The organism is Pseudomonas sp. RGM2987 (assembly GCF_022952855.1).
Lineage (GTDB): Bacteria > Pseudomonadota > Gammaproteobacteria > Pseudomonadales > Pseudomonadaceae > Aquipseudomonas.
In genome coordinates this window covers 1-16,179 of record NZ_JALJDX010000207.1, presented here as the reverse complement: position 1 = coordinate 16,179, position 16,179 = coordinate 1, and the positions used below count along the sequence as shown (strand labels likewise).

12 protein-coding genes are annotated in these 16,179 nt (G+C 63.1%); 5 read left to right on the top strand and 7 right to left on the bottom strand.

Features of this window, described 5'->3' with window-relative positions:
- The first annotated feature begins 85 nt into the window (after positions 1–85).
- The 4 genes from RGM2987_RS17805 to RGM2987_RS17790 all read left to right on the top strand — a co-directional run bounded on the left by RGM2987_RS17805 (position 86) and on the right by RGM2987_RS17790 (position 5,366).
- The gene (locus RGM2987_RS17805) at positions 86–1,624 is read left to right on the top strand and encodes an HDOD domain-containing protein (protein ID WP_245143746.1); all 1,539 of its coding nucleotides are present in this window, start codon (positions 86–88) and stop codon (positions 1,622–1,624) included.
- A 42-nt stretch (positions 1,625–1,666) separates the two neighbouring features.
- Positions 1,667–2,482: a rhodanese-like domain-containing protein gene (locus tag RGM2987_RS17800; protein WP_245143743.1), complete on the top strand. Its 816-nt coding sequence runs from the start codon at positions 1,667–1,669 to the stop codon at positions 2,480–2,482.
- Positions 2,483–2,501: 19 nt separating this feature from the next.
- Positions 2,502–3,362, top strand: a complete 861-nt coding sequence (gene asd / locus RGM2987_RS17795; protein WP_245143741.1) for an archaetidylserine decarboxylase — start codon at positions 2,502–2,504, stop codon at positions 3,360–3,362.
- Between the two features lie 249 nt (positions 3,363–3,611).
- Complete coding sequence (locus RGM2987_RS17790) at positions 3,612–5,366, top strand: molecular chaperone (RefSeq protein WP_245143739.1); 1,755 nt, start codon at positions 3,612–3,614, stop codon at positions 5,364–5,366.
- 142 nt (positions 5,367–5,508) lie between these two features.
- On the opposite strand, the gene serB is transcribed toward RGM2987_RS17790, so the two are convergent.
- Positions 5,509–6,723: a phosphoserine phosphatase SerB gene (gene serB / locus RGM2987_RS17785; protein ID WP_245143737.1), complete on the bottom strand. Its 1,215-nt coding sequence runs from the start codon at positions 6,721–6,723 to the stop codon at positions 5,509–5,511.
- Between the two features lie 133 nt (positions 6,724–6,856).
- Here serB and RGM2987_RS17780 point away from each other — a divergent pair, with 133 nt between their 5' ends.
- Positions 6,857–8,374: an AhpA/YtjB family protein gene (locus RGM2987_RS17780; protein ID WP_245143735.1), complete on the top strand. Its 1,518-nt coding sequence runs from the start codon at positions 6,857–6,859 to the stop codon at positions 8,372–8,374.
- Positions 8,375–8,625: 251 nt separating this feature from the next.
- On the opposite strand, the gene RGM2987_RS17775 is transcribed toward RGM2987_RS17780, so the two are convergent.
- The 6 genes from RGM2987_RS17775 to RGM2987_RS17750 all read right to left on the bottom strand — a co-directional run bounded on the left by RGM2987_RS17775 (position 8,626) and on the right by RGM2987_RS17750 (position 15,851).
- A complete protein-coding gene (locus RGM2987_RS17775; protein WP_245143732.1) occupies positions 8,626–9,336 on the bottom strand; it encodes a PqiC family protein in 711 nt (236 codons plus the stop codon).
- Positions 9,337–9,515: 179 nt separating this feature from the next.
- A complete protein-coding gene (gene parC / locus RGM2987_RS17770) occupies positions 9,516–11,780 on the bottom strand; it encodes a DNA topoisomerase IV subunit A (RefSeq protein WP_245143730.1) in 2,265 nt (754 codons plus the stop codon).
- A gap of 10 nt (positions 11,781–11,790) precedes the next feature.
- Positions 11,791–12,312 (bottom strand): TIGR02281 family clan AA aspartic protease, encoded by a 522-nt coding sequence (locus tag RGM2987_RS17765; RefSeq protein ID WP_245143728.1) that lies wholly within the window; start codon positions 12,310–12,312, stop codon positions 11,791–11,793.
- Positions 12,309–13,295: an esterase-like activity of phytase family protein gene (locus RGM2987_RS17760; protein ID WP_245143725.1), complete on the bottom strand. Its 987-nt coding sequence runs from the start codon at positions 13,293–13,295 to the stop codon at positions 12,309–12,311. Before RGM2987_RS17760 ends, RGM2987_RS17765 begins: the two co-directional genes overlap by 4 nt.
- Positions 13,295–15,199 (bottom strand): DNA topoisomerase IV subunit B, encoded by a 1,905-nt coding sequence (parE, locus tag RGM2987_RS17755; RefSeq protein ID WP_245143723.1) that lies wholly within the window; start codon positions 15,197–15,199, stop codon positions 13,295–13,297. Before parE ends, RGM2987_RS17760 begins: the two co-directional genes overlap by 1 nt.
- A gap of 43 nt (positions 15,200–15,242) precedes the next feature.
- Entirely contained in the window at positions 15,243–15,851 is a 609-nt protein-coding gene (locus tag RGM2987_RS17750; protein WP_245143721.1) for a YqiA/YcfP family alpha/beta fold hydrolase, read from the bottom strand.
- Between the last annotated feature and the right edge of the window lie 328 nt (positions 15,852–16,179).

Sequence of the window (16,179 nt, the reverse complement as noted above, 5' to 3'; positions counted from 1 at the left end):
CTGCGCCAGACTATAGCCAGTTCTGGCGAAAAGCCAATTTGCCCCGTTCCGGGCGTAGATACTTCGGGGATGAGCGCGTCCAGCCATGACTCACGAAACCAAGGTTCCAACGCCACGACCGACCACGCTGCAAGGCTGGGTACAACTGCTTGAGGGCGTGCATCTACCGGTTCCCCAGGCCAGTCACGACCTGGTCTGCAAGGCCATCGCCGACAGTCGCCGCTCCCTGCGTGACATCGCCGAGCTGATGCAAGACAGCCCCGCCCTGGCCCTGAGCGTGATTCGTGAAGCCAACCAGCACACCCATGGCAGCCTCGCCGAGCCTGCGGAAAATCTCGAAGTGGCGATCAACCGCCTCGGCCTCAAGCGCACCGAAGAACTGCTTGCGCGCCTGCCCTCGCTGCCACAGCAGGAGATCCCCGTCGCCCTGCGCCAGATGCAACTGATCAGCCAGCATGCCACGCAACAGGCCAACGGCTTTTTTGCCAGCCGCCTGGCGCGCCTGTGGCAGGATATCCACTGGGGCAGCCTGCTGTTCCTCTCGCCGCTCTGGGCGCTGGCCCTGACTCACCCTCGGCTGCTGGAAGAGCGCGAGTTGCGGGTCGTCCACAAGGGCCAATCCGCCGCCAAGGTGGAGCGCGAACTGTTTGGTGTCAGCCTGTTGCAAATCTGTCTGGCGCTGGTGGAAACCTGGCGCCTGCCGATCTGGGTGGTGCAGGGCTATCGCCTGTTGCTCACCGAGCGCCGCGAACTGGTGAAGGTGCTGCGAATCGCCCGGGACAGCGAGCACCCGTTGCGCCAGCAAAATCGCCTGGACGACGACCCGACCCTGCGCCGGTGGCTCAATCAACCGGCCAACACCGTCTTGCTGGCCAACGGCCTGGCACTTTCGGCCCACCAGGCCTGGGATTGTCCCCACAGTTCGCGCTGGCAGTACCTCACCAGCTTGTATCTGCAGATGTCGATGGATGAGCTGCAACAGCAATTGCACCAGCAAGCCGCCATCAGTGCCCGTCATCATGCCATGCCGGACCTCTGGCACCCGGCCGTGGCACTGATCTGGCCGTGGGGCCGGCGTCGCGTCCACCCCGGTTTGCTCCCGGCAGCCGCGCCCAGCGCCGAGAACCTGGGCCAGTGGCGCAAGCAATGCTCTGAACTGCTGGTGGAGCCGAGCCCCTTCCGCAATGCCATGCACCTGACCACTTCGGCACGGGATGTACTGGTCGCCTGCGGCATGCGTAGGGTGATGATCCTGATGGCCGACCGCAGCCAGACCAGCGTGCGCGTGCACCAGACCGCCGGCCTGCCCACCGAAGCCGCAGCCATGAGTTTCACCATCAGCCAAAGCAAGGTCTTGCAGCGGTTGCTGGCCCAGCAGGCTCAGATTCGCCTGAATCCGGAGAACAACGCGCAGTTTTCCGCGCTGCTGCCACCGGGCCTGCGCAGCCTGTTCAAGGGCGAGCACCTGATCTTGCGTTCGCTGACCTGCAACGGACGGGTGATCATGCTGGTGGCGGTGGACCAGGGCGGCGGGCCGTTCTCGGACGTGACCGTGCAGGCCTTCGGCAAAACCGTGCAATGCATTGAACGGGCCCTGCACACCTTTACCAACCGCGGCCGCTGAACTTGCTACAATCCTTTCCCTTTGCGCCCCTGGAGACCTCACATGCCTGACTTCTCTGGCTTGCCGCTGGTGATCGAACCGAGCGAGCTGCTTGCGCGCCTCGACGCCCGCGAACTGATCCTGGTGGACCTGACCAGCGCCGCCCGCTACAGCACCGGGCACATTCCGGGCGCCCGCTTCGTCGACCCGAAGCGCACGCAACTGGGCCAACCACCAGCACCGGGCCTGTTGCCGGCCAAAGCTGACCTGGAAGCCCTGTTCGGCGAACTCGGGCACAACCCCGACGCTGTTTACGTGGTCTATGACGACGAAGGCGGCGGTTGGGCCGGGCGCTTCATCTGGCTGCTGGACGTGATTGGCCACGGCAAGTATCACTACCTCGACGGCGGCCTGCTGTCGTGGCTGGACGAAAGCCTGCCGGTCTCGGTCGAAGTCCCGGCGCCCGTCGCAGGCCCGGTGAGCCTGACCCTGCATGAAGCCCCCACCGCAACACGCGAATACCTGCAAAGCCGCCTCGGTGCCGCCGACCTGGCGATCTGGGACGCTCGCGGCCCGCTGGAATATTCCGGCGAGAAAGTCGTCGCGGCCAGGGGCGGGCATATCCCCGGCGCAATCAATTTCGAATGGACCGCCGGCATGGACCAGGCGCGCAACCTGCGCATTCGCCGGGACATGCCGCAAATCCTCGAACAATTGGGCATCACGCCTGACAAAGAAATCATCACCCATTGCCAGACCCACCACCGCTCTGGCTTCACCTATCTGGTGGCCAAGGCGCTCGGTTATCCGCGGGTCAAAGGCTATGCCGGTTCCTGGGGCGAATGGGGCAACCATCCCGACACGCCCATCGAGCTTTGAAAGCGCTTAAGGACAGTTAATGAAAAACCGTTTGTTCATCCTCTCTCAGTACCTGCTGCCCCACCACCTGCTGTCGCGGCTGGCCGGCTGCATCGCCGAATGTCGCGTGCGCTGGTTCAAGAACGCATTCACGGCGTGGTTCGCCAAGCGCTATCAAGTGGACATGTCCCAGGCCCTGGTGGAAGACCTGACTGCCTACGAGCACTTCAATGCCTTCTTCACCCGGGCCTTGAAAGACGGCGCACGCCCGCTGGACGAAACCCCGGGCGCGATCCTCAGCCCGGCCGACGGAGCGGTCAGCCAACTCGGTCCGATCGAGCATGGCCGGGTGTTCCAGGCCAAGGGCCACAGCTTCAGCGTGCTGGAACTGCTGGGCGGTGATACGGCCAACGCCGCACCGTTCATGGGTGGTGATTTTGCCACCATCTACCTGTCCCCCAAGGACTACCACCGCGTCCACATGCCGCTGGCCGGCACGCTGCGGGAGATGGTCTACATTCCCGGGCGGATTTTCTCGGTCAACCAGACCACCGCCGAAAACGTCCCGGAACTGTTCGCCCGCAACGAACGCGTCGCGTGCATTTTCGACACCGAGCGCGGGCCGATGGCCGTTGTGCTGGTGGGCGCAATGATCGTCGCCTCCATCGAAACCGTCTGGGCCGGGCTGGTCACGCCACCCAAGCGTGAGCTCAAGACCTTCCGCTACGACGAAGCCGCCCGGGCACCGATCCACTTGGAAAAAGGCGCAGAGCTTGGGCGCTTCAAGCTGGGCTCCACGGCCATCGTGTTGTTCGGGCCGGGCCAGGTGAAATGGGCCGAGGAACTGGTGGCCGGCTCGCCGGTGCGGATGGGCCAGGGGCTGGCGCTGCCAACCGCTTAATCAAGCCGCTCAGACCGGGTCGCGGCATTCGCGAGCAAGCCCGCTCCCACAAGGGATTTACTGCGCACACAAGTTTTGTGTCCAGCGGAGATCCCCTGTGGGAGCGGGCTTGCTCGCGAATGCGGGATGCCAGCCGCTACAGTGCTGCTGACCCAACCCCTGTACCGCGCACTCATACCCCTATTTCAGCCACAGCTGCTAGAGTTGAGGAGATCCTTTTCATTTTTCTGGCCGGAGCCCGTCCACGGCATGAATGAGACCAGCCCTCTCCAGTTATTGCGCGTCTTGACCCCGACGCAGTCACGCCTGTCGTTCTGCGATGGTACGCCACGCGATCTCAAGCGCTGGATCGCCAACCTGCCCAAGGCCAACATCGGCGAGACAGCCCGCCTGTTGTACCAGGCCCTTGGCGAACTCAACCAGTTTCTCACCCCCAGCGACAATCGCCTGCAACTGCTCGAGCTGCTGCGGCCCGAGGTGTATTACGTCTGCAAACACCTGGAGCGGCACTTCCTGCAACAGGCCATCGTGCTGGACGACCGCTCGCGCAAGATCGTCAACCTTTGCCAGGCCCTGCAAACCCATCTGGCGATGGGCTACAAGCAGATCGTGGCGCGCATTGCGGCGAAATACACCAAGGACCGCGCGCGCCTGCTGAGCACCGCATTGCAGCGGGCCATGCATGCCCTCGACAGCCTGCTGGTGCGGGTCAGCCAGATCTATAGCCCGGTGCCTGAAGGCTTGTGGCTCGATTTACACCAGTTGTACCGGATCGCCTGTCAGCACCGCTTGCAGCACCTGAGCGTGAGCGACGAACTGGCGAGCCAGGTCCATCAATTGAACGCCGAGCAAACCTACGTCGTCGCGCTGCTGTTGGGGGCGTCACGCAGCAATCAACTGCGCCAGAGCCAGATCGCACGGCTGGCCGAAGTGCTGGAGCCCTGGAGTCAGTACGTCCAGCTCGATCCAGCCACAACCGCCACCAGCCTGTTCGCCGTCGCGCCGGAACTGGACATCGGGCCACGCTATCGCTCCAAATTCAGGGCCGAGCAGCAACCGACCTTGCAGGGTTTCGATCCACAGCGCCTGGTCAGTGCGATTGCCGCTCACCTGGATAAACCCGCTGACCTGCCCGTGCCTGGCGGCATGAGCGCCGACACCCTGCACCATTTGCAAGCGGCCTGGGGCGAGGCGGCCGAGCGCAGCTTCCAGCGCACCGAGGGCAATGGCACGCTGACCCTGTGCGTGGGCATGAGCGCGTTGCACTACTTCCTCGGCGGCGAACGCTCGTTCAGCGATATCCTGAAAACCCCTACCACTGGCAAGGCGCGGTTCGAGGCTTCACCGACCAAAGGCAGCGACACCTGGAAACAGGCTTTCGATGCCGCCCCCAGCGGCGACAGCGACATGCTGCCCTACGAAGAAATCGAGTATCCGGTCAACCCGGCCGACGACGACGGCAGCAGCTCCGACAACCAGCATCACTTCCCGACCTACGACCTGCCGATTGTCAACCACAGCCCCGGCGGCTACTGCCTTGCCTGGCCGAAGGAAATGCCGGAACAGCTGCAAGCCGGGGAAATGATCGGCATCCGCGATGCCAGCGATCAGACCTGGAGCGTTGCCGTGGTCCGCTGGATCCGCCAAGTGCGCAACGGCGCCATGCAAATGGGCATCGAACAGGTCGCGCCCCATGCCCAACCCTGCGGTTTGCAACTGGTCCGGGAGGAGAATGAGCATGGTCACTACCTGCGAGGGCTGCTATTGCCAGAGATCAGCGCCATCGACCTGCCCCCCACCATGATCGCCCCACGCCTGCCGTTCCAGGAGGGCCAGCAGATCCTGATCAACACCAACGGCCAGGAACGCCGGGCCGGCCTGGACCGACGGCTCACCAGCACCCACAGCTTCAACCAGTTTTCCTATCATCCGGAGGACTCGACCGCCGCCGGGGATGGAACCGATGCCGAGGGAGATTTCGACTCGTTGTGGAAATCGCTTTAGACAACCAATACAGTCCTTTTGTGGCGAGGGAGCTTGCTCCCGCTGGGTCGCGAAGCGGCCCTAAAAACCTGACGCCTGCTGCGCAGGCCAGCGAGCAAGCTCCCTCGCCACGAAAGCGCTCACTCCAAATCGGTGTATTGGCTCAGAGCTGCCCGTCCCGATCCCTGAAGCCCAACAGGTACAACACCCCATCCAGCCCCAGGGTTGAAATCGCCTGCCGGGCCGATTGCTTGACCAATGGCTTGGCGCGGAACGCCACGCCCAGGCCGGCGATGGCCAGCATCGGCAAGTCGTTGGCGCCGTCGCCCACGGCGATGGTCTGCTCCAGGCGCAGTCCTTCCTTCGCCGCCAGCTCTCGCAACAGGTCAGCCTTGCGCTGGGCATCGACGATGGGCTCGACGGCGACGCCGGTGACCTTGCCATCCACCACTTCCAGCTCGTTGGCGAACACGTAGTCGATGCCGAGCTTGGCCTGCAACTGCTTGGCGAAGTAGGTGAAGCCACCGGACAGGATCGCCGTCTTGTAGCCCAGGCGCTTGAGCTCGGAAAACAGGGTTTCAGCGCCCTCGGTCAGGCGCAGGGAGGCACCGATGGAATCCAGCACACTGACGTCCAGGCCTTGCAACAAGGCCAGGCGCTCCTTGAAGCTGGCGCGGAAATCCAGCTCGCCGGCCATGGCCCTCTCGGTGATAGCCGAAACCTTGTCGCCCACCCCGGCCGCTTTTGCCAGTTCATCGATGACTTCGGCTTCGATCAGCGTCGAATCCATGTCGAACACCGCCAGGCGGCGGTTACGCCGGAACAGCGAATCTTCCTGGAAGGCGATATCGACGTTCAGTTCCTGGGCGACGCTGAGGAATTCAGCCCGCAGTGCCTGGGGATCGGCCGGTTCGCCGCGCACGGAAAACTCGATGCAGCCCTTGCCCTTGTCGTCCGGGGTGTCCAGCGGCATGCGCCCGGACAACCGATCGATGTGGTCGATGTTCAGGTCATATTTGGCGGTGATCGAACTGACGCGCTGCAACTGCTCGGCGGTGACCTTGCGGGTCAGCAGGGTTACGATGTGGCGCTTCTTGCCCTGGCCGGCGACCCAATGCTGATAATCGGCTTCGGAAACCGGAGTGAAACGCACCTGCTGGTCAAGTTTGTAGGCGGTGAACAGGATGTCCTTGAGCACCGATTTGCTCTGCTCGGCGTCCGGGATTTCCACCAGGATGCCGAACGACAGCGTGTCATGGATCACCGCCTGACCGATGTCGAGAATGTTCACACCACCCTGGGCCAGAACGCCGGTAATGGCCGCAGTCAGACCCGGACGGTCGCTGCCAGTGATGTTTATCAGGACGATTTCGCGCAAGGCGCACCCCCGCAGGTGGAAAAAAAGCGCATTCTACCCACATTCAGTGACCATCGGGCACCGCCGGTGCTTTGCCGGTCATGGGGCTGTCGCTATACTGCGCGTCAATTTCACGGACAAAGAGCCGAGCTCAGTGAACCGGCCCACGCCAGTCAAAACCGACAATTTCTTCCTGCTGATCTTCCGTGCACTGCGCCACCGTCGCGTGCCGATCGCATTGCGCATTGCCAGCCATAACGTGATCCTGGTCGCCCTGGCCCTGGTCATCTATGCCTGCGTGATGGGGTTGCAGTTCAAGCAGGCCATGCATGAGCAGGCCGATGCGCTGGGTGAAAGCCTGACCACCCAGACCGCCACGTCCGCCACCGAGCTGCTGGTGTCCAACGACATCCTCAGCCTCAACGTGCTGCTCAACAACCTGACCAAGAACAAACTGGTGGCCCACGCCGCCATCTACAGCGTCGACAACCGCATCCTCGCCGAGGCCGGCCAGCGTCCCAAGCCAGGCCTGCTGGGCGAGTCCGGCGGCATGTACCAAAGCAAGATCACCTTCCAGGACGTGACCGCCGGGCAACTGCGCATCAGCCTGGACATGGACCAGTTCCAGCAGCCGATGACCATCAGCCTGCAAAGCATGGGCATCCTCAGCGCGATCCTGCTGGCACTGGCGCTGGCCTTGAGCCTGCGCCTGGGCCGGCACATCTCCACGCCGCTGCTGCAACTGCGAGTGTGGCTGCGGGACATCGACGAGCACACGCCGGCCACCCAGCGCCAGGACGAAATCGGCGACCTGGCCCGGCAACTGCACGCCAGCTTCGCGCCGGAACCTGCGCCCGTGCCGGAACCCGAAGAACTCGACTTCGTTGACGAGGACGCCGCCGAGCCAGGCTTTGAGGTGCGCAACCTGCGCGATCCGGGCTTCGACGAAAGCCCGCCGATGCCGGCTGCCAAGGCCGCCCCGCGGCATGTGGTGCGTACGGTAGAGGATGACGAGGACGACGACGCCTTCGCCGACCTGCGTGACGAGTCAGTGACCGGCGAGCCAAAACCGCTCGCCCGACCTGTCGTCTCGAACCAGCCCCAGCACAGCGCCGTACTGGCGGTGCAACTGGGTGCCCAGGATCAACTGCGCCGCCTGCCCCAGGCGCGCCTGAAGGAATTGCTCGAGCGCTACCGCGATTGCCTGGACCAGGCCGCATCGCTTTATCAGGGCGAATTGCACACCCTCAACGATGGCAGCACGCTGATGCTGTTCCATACCGAGGACAGCGGCGACGACTACCTGACCAATGCCGTTTGCTGCGGCGAGCTGCTGCGGGCCCTGGGGCATCAGTTGCAGATCGAAGTCGCCGACAGCGGCATCACCCTGCAACTGCAACTGGGCCTGACCCTGGGCGACGGGCTGTTCGGCCTGAGCCAGATCGACCTGCTGCTGACCGAAACCGCCCAGGACGCCCTGGCCCTGTCGCAACACAGCCGCAACCTGCTGCTGGTGGAACGCAAGATCAACGACGACGCGCTGATTCGCCAGCGCGCCCGCATCCGCCCCATCGCCAGCCCCGAAGGCGCCTGCTGCGTGGAGCGTCTGATGGAGCCGTATCCGTCGATGCTGGAGCGGCAGTTGGCGCGGATGCATGAGCGCCAGGCCTGAGATTCAGTAGCTGGTACGACGAAGCCCGCAAATGAGTAATTGTCTGCGGGCTTTTTGTTGGCTGTGCTGGCCTCTTCGCGGGCAAGCCCGCTCCCACAGGGATCTCCAGTGGACGCAAATTCTGCAGTCCGTTCGGATCCCTTGTGGGAGCGGGCTTGCTCGCGAAGAGGCCCGTGCGGGCACCGGTAATCCACCCGCCAGAAACAACAAAGCCCGCATCAACGCGGGCTTCGCTTCACATCAGTCCAACCTCAAAACCTGAACACTTCCATATCCGTACGAATCGGCAAGGCCATCGGGATTTTCGGCGATTTTTCCGGTTCGGCAGGCTTGGCCTGGACCGGAGCGGACTTGCGGGTCGGAGCTTCGACGATCGGCGGCTGGTTGGCCAGCGGTTTGAGCGCCGTGGAGAGCTGTTCGGCCAAGCGCTGCACCAGGACGCCCTGGGCCTGGACCTGTGCCGCGGTGGTGCCGGCATGTTGCTCTTGCAGGTGCACGATGCGGTTTTCCCGCACCTTGCCGCGACGGTCGATCAACCGCCACTGGGCGTCGAGTACCGCCGGTTGGGCTTTGCCCGAATCCAGGCGGGTAATCGACAGCAGCACCTGGACATCCGGGGTAAAACCCTGGATGGCTGGCGCCAGGACTACGCGCTGGCTGTCCAGGTGCCCGGCCACCTGACGCAACAGCAATTGATCGATGTCCGAGGACAGGCTACCGGCCCAACGGCCGTCCGTAGCAGCCTGCAGGCTGCCGTCCGGCTGGCGTTGCAACAGGGTTTCGCGTTGCAGGTAATCGGCAATCAACACCGGCCCCAGCAATACCGCCATGCCCGTGCTTTGCGCAGGCTGGGCCGGGTTGCCGCTGTCGAGTTGATACAGCGACACCGGCTGGTTGACGGCGCAACCCGCCAGGCCAAGCAGGCCGGCGAGCCACAAAATAGGAAGGCGCAGAGCAGTCATCATCCCGTCCAAGTGGCGGCCACAAGGCATACCACAGTGAAAAAATACTTGGTCATAAAAAAGAACGCTCGGCCACGCCGGCGCTTGAAAGGGCCTATCATCCGTGAATATGCGTCCCGACTCCAGCGCGAAAGCGTCGGTCTGCACCTTTTAATCGCAGACCGAGCCCTCTAGCACGCTTAATTCAGGTTTTCGACGAGCAGCGCATCGACCCGTTGAAAACCCCTCGGAAGCTTGTTGCCCCGCCGACCGCGTTCACCTTTGTAATGTTCAAGATCGTCTGCTTTCAACGACAGCGTCCGCTTTCCAGCCTGCAGGACGAGCGTGGCGCCTTCCGCCAATACTGCAATATCCGTGACATATTCCTCACGGCTCGCCACCCGTTCGCCGGAAATGCCAATAATTTTGTTGCCCTTGCCTTTGCCCAGTTGCGGCAGGTCGCTGATCTTGAACACCAGCAGCCTGCCCTCGGTCGTCACCGAAGCCAGCCAATTACTCTCACGGTCGGCGACCGGGCGCGGCGCAATCACCTTGGCGTTGTTCGGCAGGCTCAACAGTGCCTTGCCCGCCTTGTTCTTGGCTTGCAGATCCTCGCCCTTGACCACGAAACCGTAGCCTGCGTCCGATGCAATAACGTACAGCCCATCATCATCAGGCATCAGCACGCATTCAAAAGTTGCACCTGGTGGCGGAGTTAATCGACCGGTCAGCGGTTCGCCCTGGCCACGCGCCGACGGCAGGGTATGAGCCGCCACCGAATAGCTGCGTCCCGTAGAGTCGATAAACACCGCAAACTGGTTGGAACGCCCAGGCGCCAGGGCCTTGAAACCATCCCCGGCCTTGTAGGAAAGCCCTGCGGCGTCGATGTCGTGGCCCTTGGCGGAACGTACCCAGCCTTTTTCCGACAGCACGACGGTGACTTTCTCGTTCGGCAGCAGATCGTGTTCGCTCAGCGCCTTGGCTTCGGCGCGCTCGACGATCGGCGAACGGCGGTCGTCGCCATAGGTTTCGGCGTCCTTGAGCAGTTCGGTGCGCACCAGTTTCTTGAGCTTGGCTTCGCTACCTAGCAGGGCTTGCAGCTTGGCCTGCTCCTTGAGCAACTCATCCTGCTCGGCCCGCAGCTTCATCTCTTCCAGACGCGCCAATTGCCGCAGGCGGGTGTCGAGGATGTAGTCGGCCTGGATTTCGCTCAAGGCAAAGCGGGCAATCAAACTGGCCTTGGGGTGTTCCTCGGTGCGGATGATGTGGATCACTTCGTCCAGGTTGAGGTAGGCAATCAGCAAACCGTCCAACAGGTGCAGGCGGCGTTCGACCTTGTCCAGGCGGAATTGCAGGCGCCGGCGGACGGTCTTGACCCGGAACTCCAGCCATTCCACCAGCAGCGCCCGCAGGTTTTTCAGCTGTGGCTTGCCGTCCAGGCCGATGATGTTGATGTTGACCCGATAGCTGGACTCCAGGTCGGTACTGGCGAACAGGTGCTGCATCAGTGCGTCATGGTCGACCCGGCTGTTGACCGGAATGATCACGATCCGGCACGGGTTCTCATGGTCGGACTCGTCGCGCAGGTCCGCAACTTGCGGTGCTTTCGATGGTTTTGCCTGCATCATCGCGGCAATCTGTTCCAACACCTTGGCCCCGGACACCTGATGCGGCAGCGCCGTGACGATGATGTCGCCGTCCTCGATGTGGTACACGGCACGCATGCGCACCGAACCGCGACCGTTCTCGTAGATTTTCAGCAGTTCGGCGCGCGGTGTGATGATTTCCGCTTCGGTCGGATAATCCGGACCCTGGATGTGCTCGCAGAGTTGCTCGACCGTGGCTTTTGGCTCGTCCAGCAGGCGCACGCAAGCTGTCGCCACTTCCCGCAGGTTGTGGGGCGGCACATCAGTGGCCATGCCCACGGCAATGCCTGTGGTGCCATTGAGCAGGATATTCGGCAATCGTGCCGGCAACACCAGGGGTTCGTCGAGGGTACCGTCGAAGTTCGGCCCCCAATCCGCAGTGCCCTGGCCCAATTCGCTGAGCAGCACTTCGGAGTAACGCGACAGGCGCGCCTCGGTGTACCGCATGGCCGCGAAGGACTTGGGATCGTCCGGCGCACCCCAGTTGCCCTGCCCGTCCACCAGGGTGTAGCGATAGCTGAACGGCTGCGCCATCAGCACCATGGCTTCGTAGCAGGCAGAATCGCCGTGGGGGTGGAACTTGCCGAGCACGTCGCCGACGGTGCGAGCCGACTTCTTGTGCTTGGAGTCGGCGTCCAGCCCCAGCTCACTCATGGCGTAGACGATCCGCCGCTGGACCGGCTTCAAGCCGTCGCCGATGTGCGGCAGGGCACGGTCCATGATCACGTACATGGAGTAGTTGAGGTAGGCATTTTCGGTGAAGTCAGCCAGCGATCGGCGTTCTACGCCATCTAAGCTGTCTGCAAGAATGTCGCTCATGCGGGCCTCATCAGTTCGTTGTCTGGCGCAGCAGCATGGTGCCGTCGCGCTGGGTAAATTCAAGTTTGTTCAGGGCGCTCATGCCCAGCAGCACTTGTGTGCCGCCCAGGCCAGGCGCCACCAGGGCCCGGACATCGCGCAAGACAATGTCGCCCAGTTGCAGCCGGTCGATGCGGGTGCGATAGCCCTCGCTCAAACCGTTGGCCGTGCTCAATGTCACGCCAAAACCTTTTTCCAGCCTGAGGCGCTCGGCCAGCTCCACCGGAATCGCCACGTCGGTGGCGCCGGTGTCGAGCATGAAGTCCACCGGCTGGCCGTTGATCTGGCCGCTGGCGACGAAATGCCCCTGGGTATTGCCGAGCAGCTTCACCTCGATAAATCCGTCACCGCGTTGCGAGTACACCTGGGTGTTGGGGTTCTGCTGGCGCTGTTCCAGCTGAGCAAAAAACCGCGTGGCCAGGAACAGCGCCGCACACCAGGCCAGGATCATCAGCACGCGACCGGCGCGCTTGCCCGGTGGCTGTTGACTCATGGCGAGGCGCTCCAGCCGCCGTCCGGCGCGGCAAAGCGCCAGACGATCGGGCGTTCTTCACCATCGGCCCGGCGCCCGTCATTGTTGTCCAGGCCGATCCAGGCACCCTCGGCATCCACCACCAGCGCTTCGGCCAACCCATAGGCCTGGGCATAGCGGCGATTGTCCTGCAACGCCTCGGCGGCGAACGACCAGCAACGCTCCACCTTGGCGCTCTGCGGGTCACGCCGGCAGACCTGGAAGGCGTTGCGCTCCAGGGTAAACAGTTTGCCGTTGAACAGTGAAATATCGGCGAAATCCCGGGAAACCGGCTTGGCCTTGGGAAATTGCGCCGGCTGCATCTCCAGCCCCGCTTCGCTCAACAGCACGCAGTTGCCATCGCAATCCCACACCGTTTGCTGGCGCTTGATCAATAGCAGGCCGCGACGCTCACGCTCAGCCGCCAACCAGAGCTGGTCGCCGGCCGGGTTCACCGCCAAGCCTTCGAACAGCGCATTGAAATGCAGCAACATGCCGCTGGCCCGGGCCTGGCGAATCAACGCCGGGGCGATTTTCAACCAGGACGCCTCGCCTGTCGGCGGCACCTGCAATATAGCCGCATAGGCCTCGCTGACCACATAGCGATTGCCGGCACTGTCGCAACTGATGCCTTCGAAATCCAGCGCCCCACCGCGCAGGAACGACGCCGCCCAGGTTCGTGAACGCAGGCCCCAGGGCAAGCCGTTGTCGGGCACCTGGGGCACGTCAATGACCAGGGCATCTGCCTGCCAGACCTTCGCATCGGACGCGTCCAGGCGATAAATGCGGTCATCGTCGCGATCGGACACCGTCCACAGCTCGCCGCCACACACGGCCAGCCCGGACAAGTTACCGCCGCGCATGCCCTCGACGACATGCTCGGACAGCAACTTCAGTTCCGGTGCCGGCTCTGCCACCACAACCCCCGCCCACAGCACCAATGCCAGGGCGAACCCGTTGCGCATCAGGCCAGCACCTCGGCCAGGTCACCTTTGGATTCGAGCCAGGACTTGCGATCACCGGCGCGTTTCTTCGCCAGCAGCATGTCCATCATTTCCGAGGTCGCTTCGAAATCTTCCAGGGTCAACTGCACCAGGCGACGGGTGTTCGGGTCCATGGTGGTTTCGCGCAACTGCGGCGGGTTCATCTCGCCCAGGCCTTTGAATCGGGTGACCTGCGGCTTGCCGCGCTTCTTCTCGGCCACTAGGCGGTCAAGAATGCCGTCGCGCTCGGCTTCGTCAAGGGCGTAGTAGATCTCCTTGCCCAGGTCGATGCGGTACAGCGGAGGCATCGCGACGTACACGTGGCCGGCGTCCACCAGCGGCCGGAAATGCTGGACGAACAAGGCGCACAGCAAGGTCGCAATGTGCAGGCCATCGGAGTCGGCGTCGGCGAGGATGCAGATCTTGCCGTAACGCAGCTGGCTCATGTCCTCGGCGCCTGGATCGACACCAATGGCAACGGCAATGTTGTGCACTTCCTGGCTCGCCAGCACTTCGCTGCCGTCCACTTCCCAGGTGTTGAGAATCTTGCCGCGCAACGGCAGGATCGCCTGGAACTCTTTGTCCCGCGCCTGCTTGGCCGAACCACCGGCGGAATCACCTTCGACCAGGAACAGCTCGGACCGCATCGGGTCCTGCCCGGCGCAATCGGCAAGCTTGCCCGGCAATGCCGGTCCTTGGGTGATGCGCTTGCGCTCGACCTTCTTGCTGGCCTTGAGCCGGCGACCGGCGTTGCTGATCGCCAGCTCGGCCAAAGCCAGGCCGGTTTCCGGGTTGGCGTTGAGCCACAGACTGAAGGCGTCCTTGACCACCCCGGAGACAAACGCCGCCGCTTCACGGGACGACAGGCGCTCCTTGGTCTGGCCGGAGAACTGCGGCTCCTGCATCTTCATCGACAGTACGAAGGCGATGCGCTCCCAGACGTCTTCTGGCGCCAGCTTCACGCCACGGGGCAACAGGTTGCGGAACTCACAGAACTCACGCATCGCGTCCAGCAGGCCCTGGCGCAACCCATTGACGTGGGTGCCGCCCTGGGCCGTGGGGATCAGGTTGACGTAGCTTTCCTGGACGCTTTCACCACCCTCGGGCAGCCACAGCAGCGCCCAGTCCACGGCTTCTTTATTACCGGCCAGGCTGCCGCAGAACGGCTCGTTCGGCAGGCGTTCGAAGCCGTTGACCGCATCCACCAGATACGAGCGCAGGCCGTCTTCGTAATGCCACTCGACCTTCTCGCCGGTGGCCTTGTCCTCGAAGCTGACCAGCAGCCCCGGGCACAACACGGCCTTGGCCTTGAGCACGTGCTTGAGACGGCTGACGGAGAACTTCGGCGAATCGAAATACTTCGGATCCGGGGCGAAATAGACGCTGGTCCCGGTATTGCGCTTGCCGACGGTGCCCACCACTTCCAGCTCGGTGGCCTTGAAGCCATCGGCGAAGGTCATCTGGTACTCGTTGCCGTCGCGCTTGACCCGCACACGAACCTGGGTCGACAAGGCGTTGACCACGGAAATACCCACCCCGTGCAAACCGCCGGAGAACTGGTAGTTCTTGTTGGAAAACTTACCGCCCGCGTGGAGCTTGGTGAGGATCAGCTCGACGCCCGACACGCCCTCTTCAGGGTGGATGTCCACCGGCATGCCGCGCCCGTCATCGCTGACTTCCAGCGAATGATCGGCGTGCAGGATGACCTGCACCGACTTGGCGTGCCCGGCCAAGGCTTCGTCGACGCTGTTGTCGATGACTTCCTGGGCGAGGTGGTTCGGCCGACTGGTGTCGGTGTACATGCCGGGGCGCTTGCGCACCGGGTCGAGGCCCGAGAGGACTTCGATGGCGTCTGCGTTATAAGAGCTAGCGCTGGGAGTGGCCATGGGGTCTCGTCGTCAGTGTTCAAATGAAAAAGGGGGCGATGGCTCACAGCAAGGTGAAGTCGATCGCCTGGTACAAATCGGCGCCTATGCCGGCAAAACTCAGCAGCGCCGGCAGTTGCTGGGCAAACCCTTGGAAACTGTGGTCGCCGCCAGCCTGGATGCGCAAGGCACAGGCGCGGTAATACTGCTGGGCGTGGCGATAATCCAGCGTTTCGTCACCGGTTTGCAACCATACCTGATACCGCTGCGGATCCCGGGGCGCCGGGACTTCCAGTTCGGCCAGGGTTGTGACGTGGTCGAGGGTCAGGTCCCAGGTTTCGTCGGTGTATAGATTTTTCTGCGGGCCCAGGTAGCCGTCGAACATCCGATGGGGGCTGACGGCCGGGTTGATCAACAACGCCTTGAGGCCGTGGCGCTCGGCCAAGTGAGTGGCATAGTAGCCGCCGAGCGAGCTGCCGACCAGCAGCGGACGGCCCAGTTGGGTAATCGCCTGCTCCAGCTGGGCCATGGCTTCGCGGGGGTGGTGGTGCAGGGCCGGCACTTGCAGTCGGTCGGCCAGGCCCAGGCGGGTCATCACGTCGATGAGCTGGCGGGCCTTGGTCGAGGCTGGGGCGCTGTTGAAGCCGTGGATGTAGAGGATCGAGGCGGACATGCCAACTTCCTGTGTCGGGGGGCAAAGGCCGGAGTTTACAGGGAGTTTGTGGCGGTTTGGGGGGATTTGGCCGTATCGCCGGCCCATCTCTGCTGGCTGTGCTGCGATTCCAATTGTGGGAGCGGGCTTGCTCGCGATGGCTTTGTGTCGGTCTGTGGGGATTTTTTGACCGTGTACATATCCATTTCTGCGGTAACGGCGGCTTAGGGTTCCGCCCTGACGGCGGCTCACTTTTTTTCAAACGCCAAAAAAAGTAAGCAAAAAAGGCTGTGCCCCACCACTGGGCACCTCGCCAAGGCTCGGTGTTCCCTCACTCCGGCATTGCTCC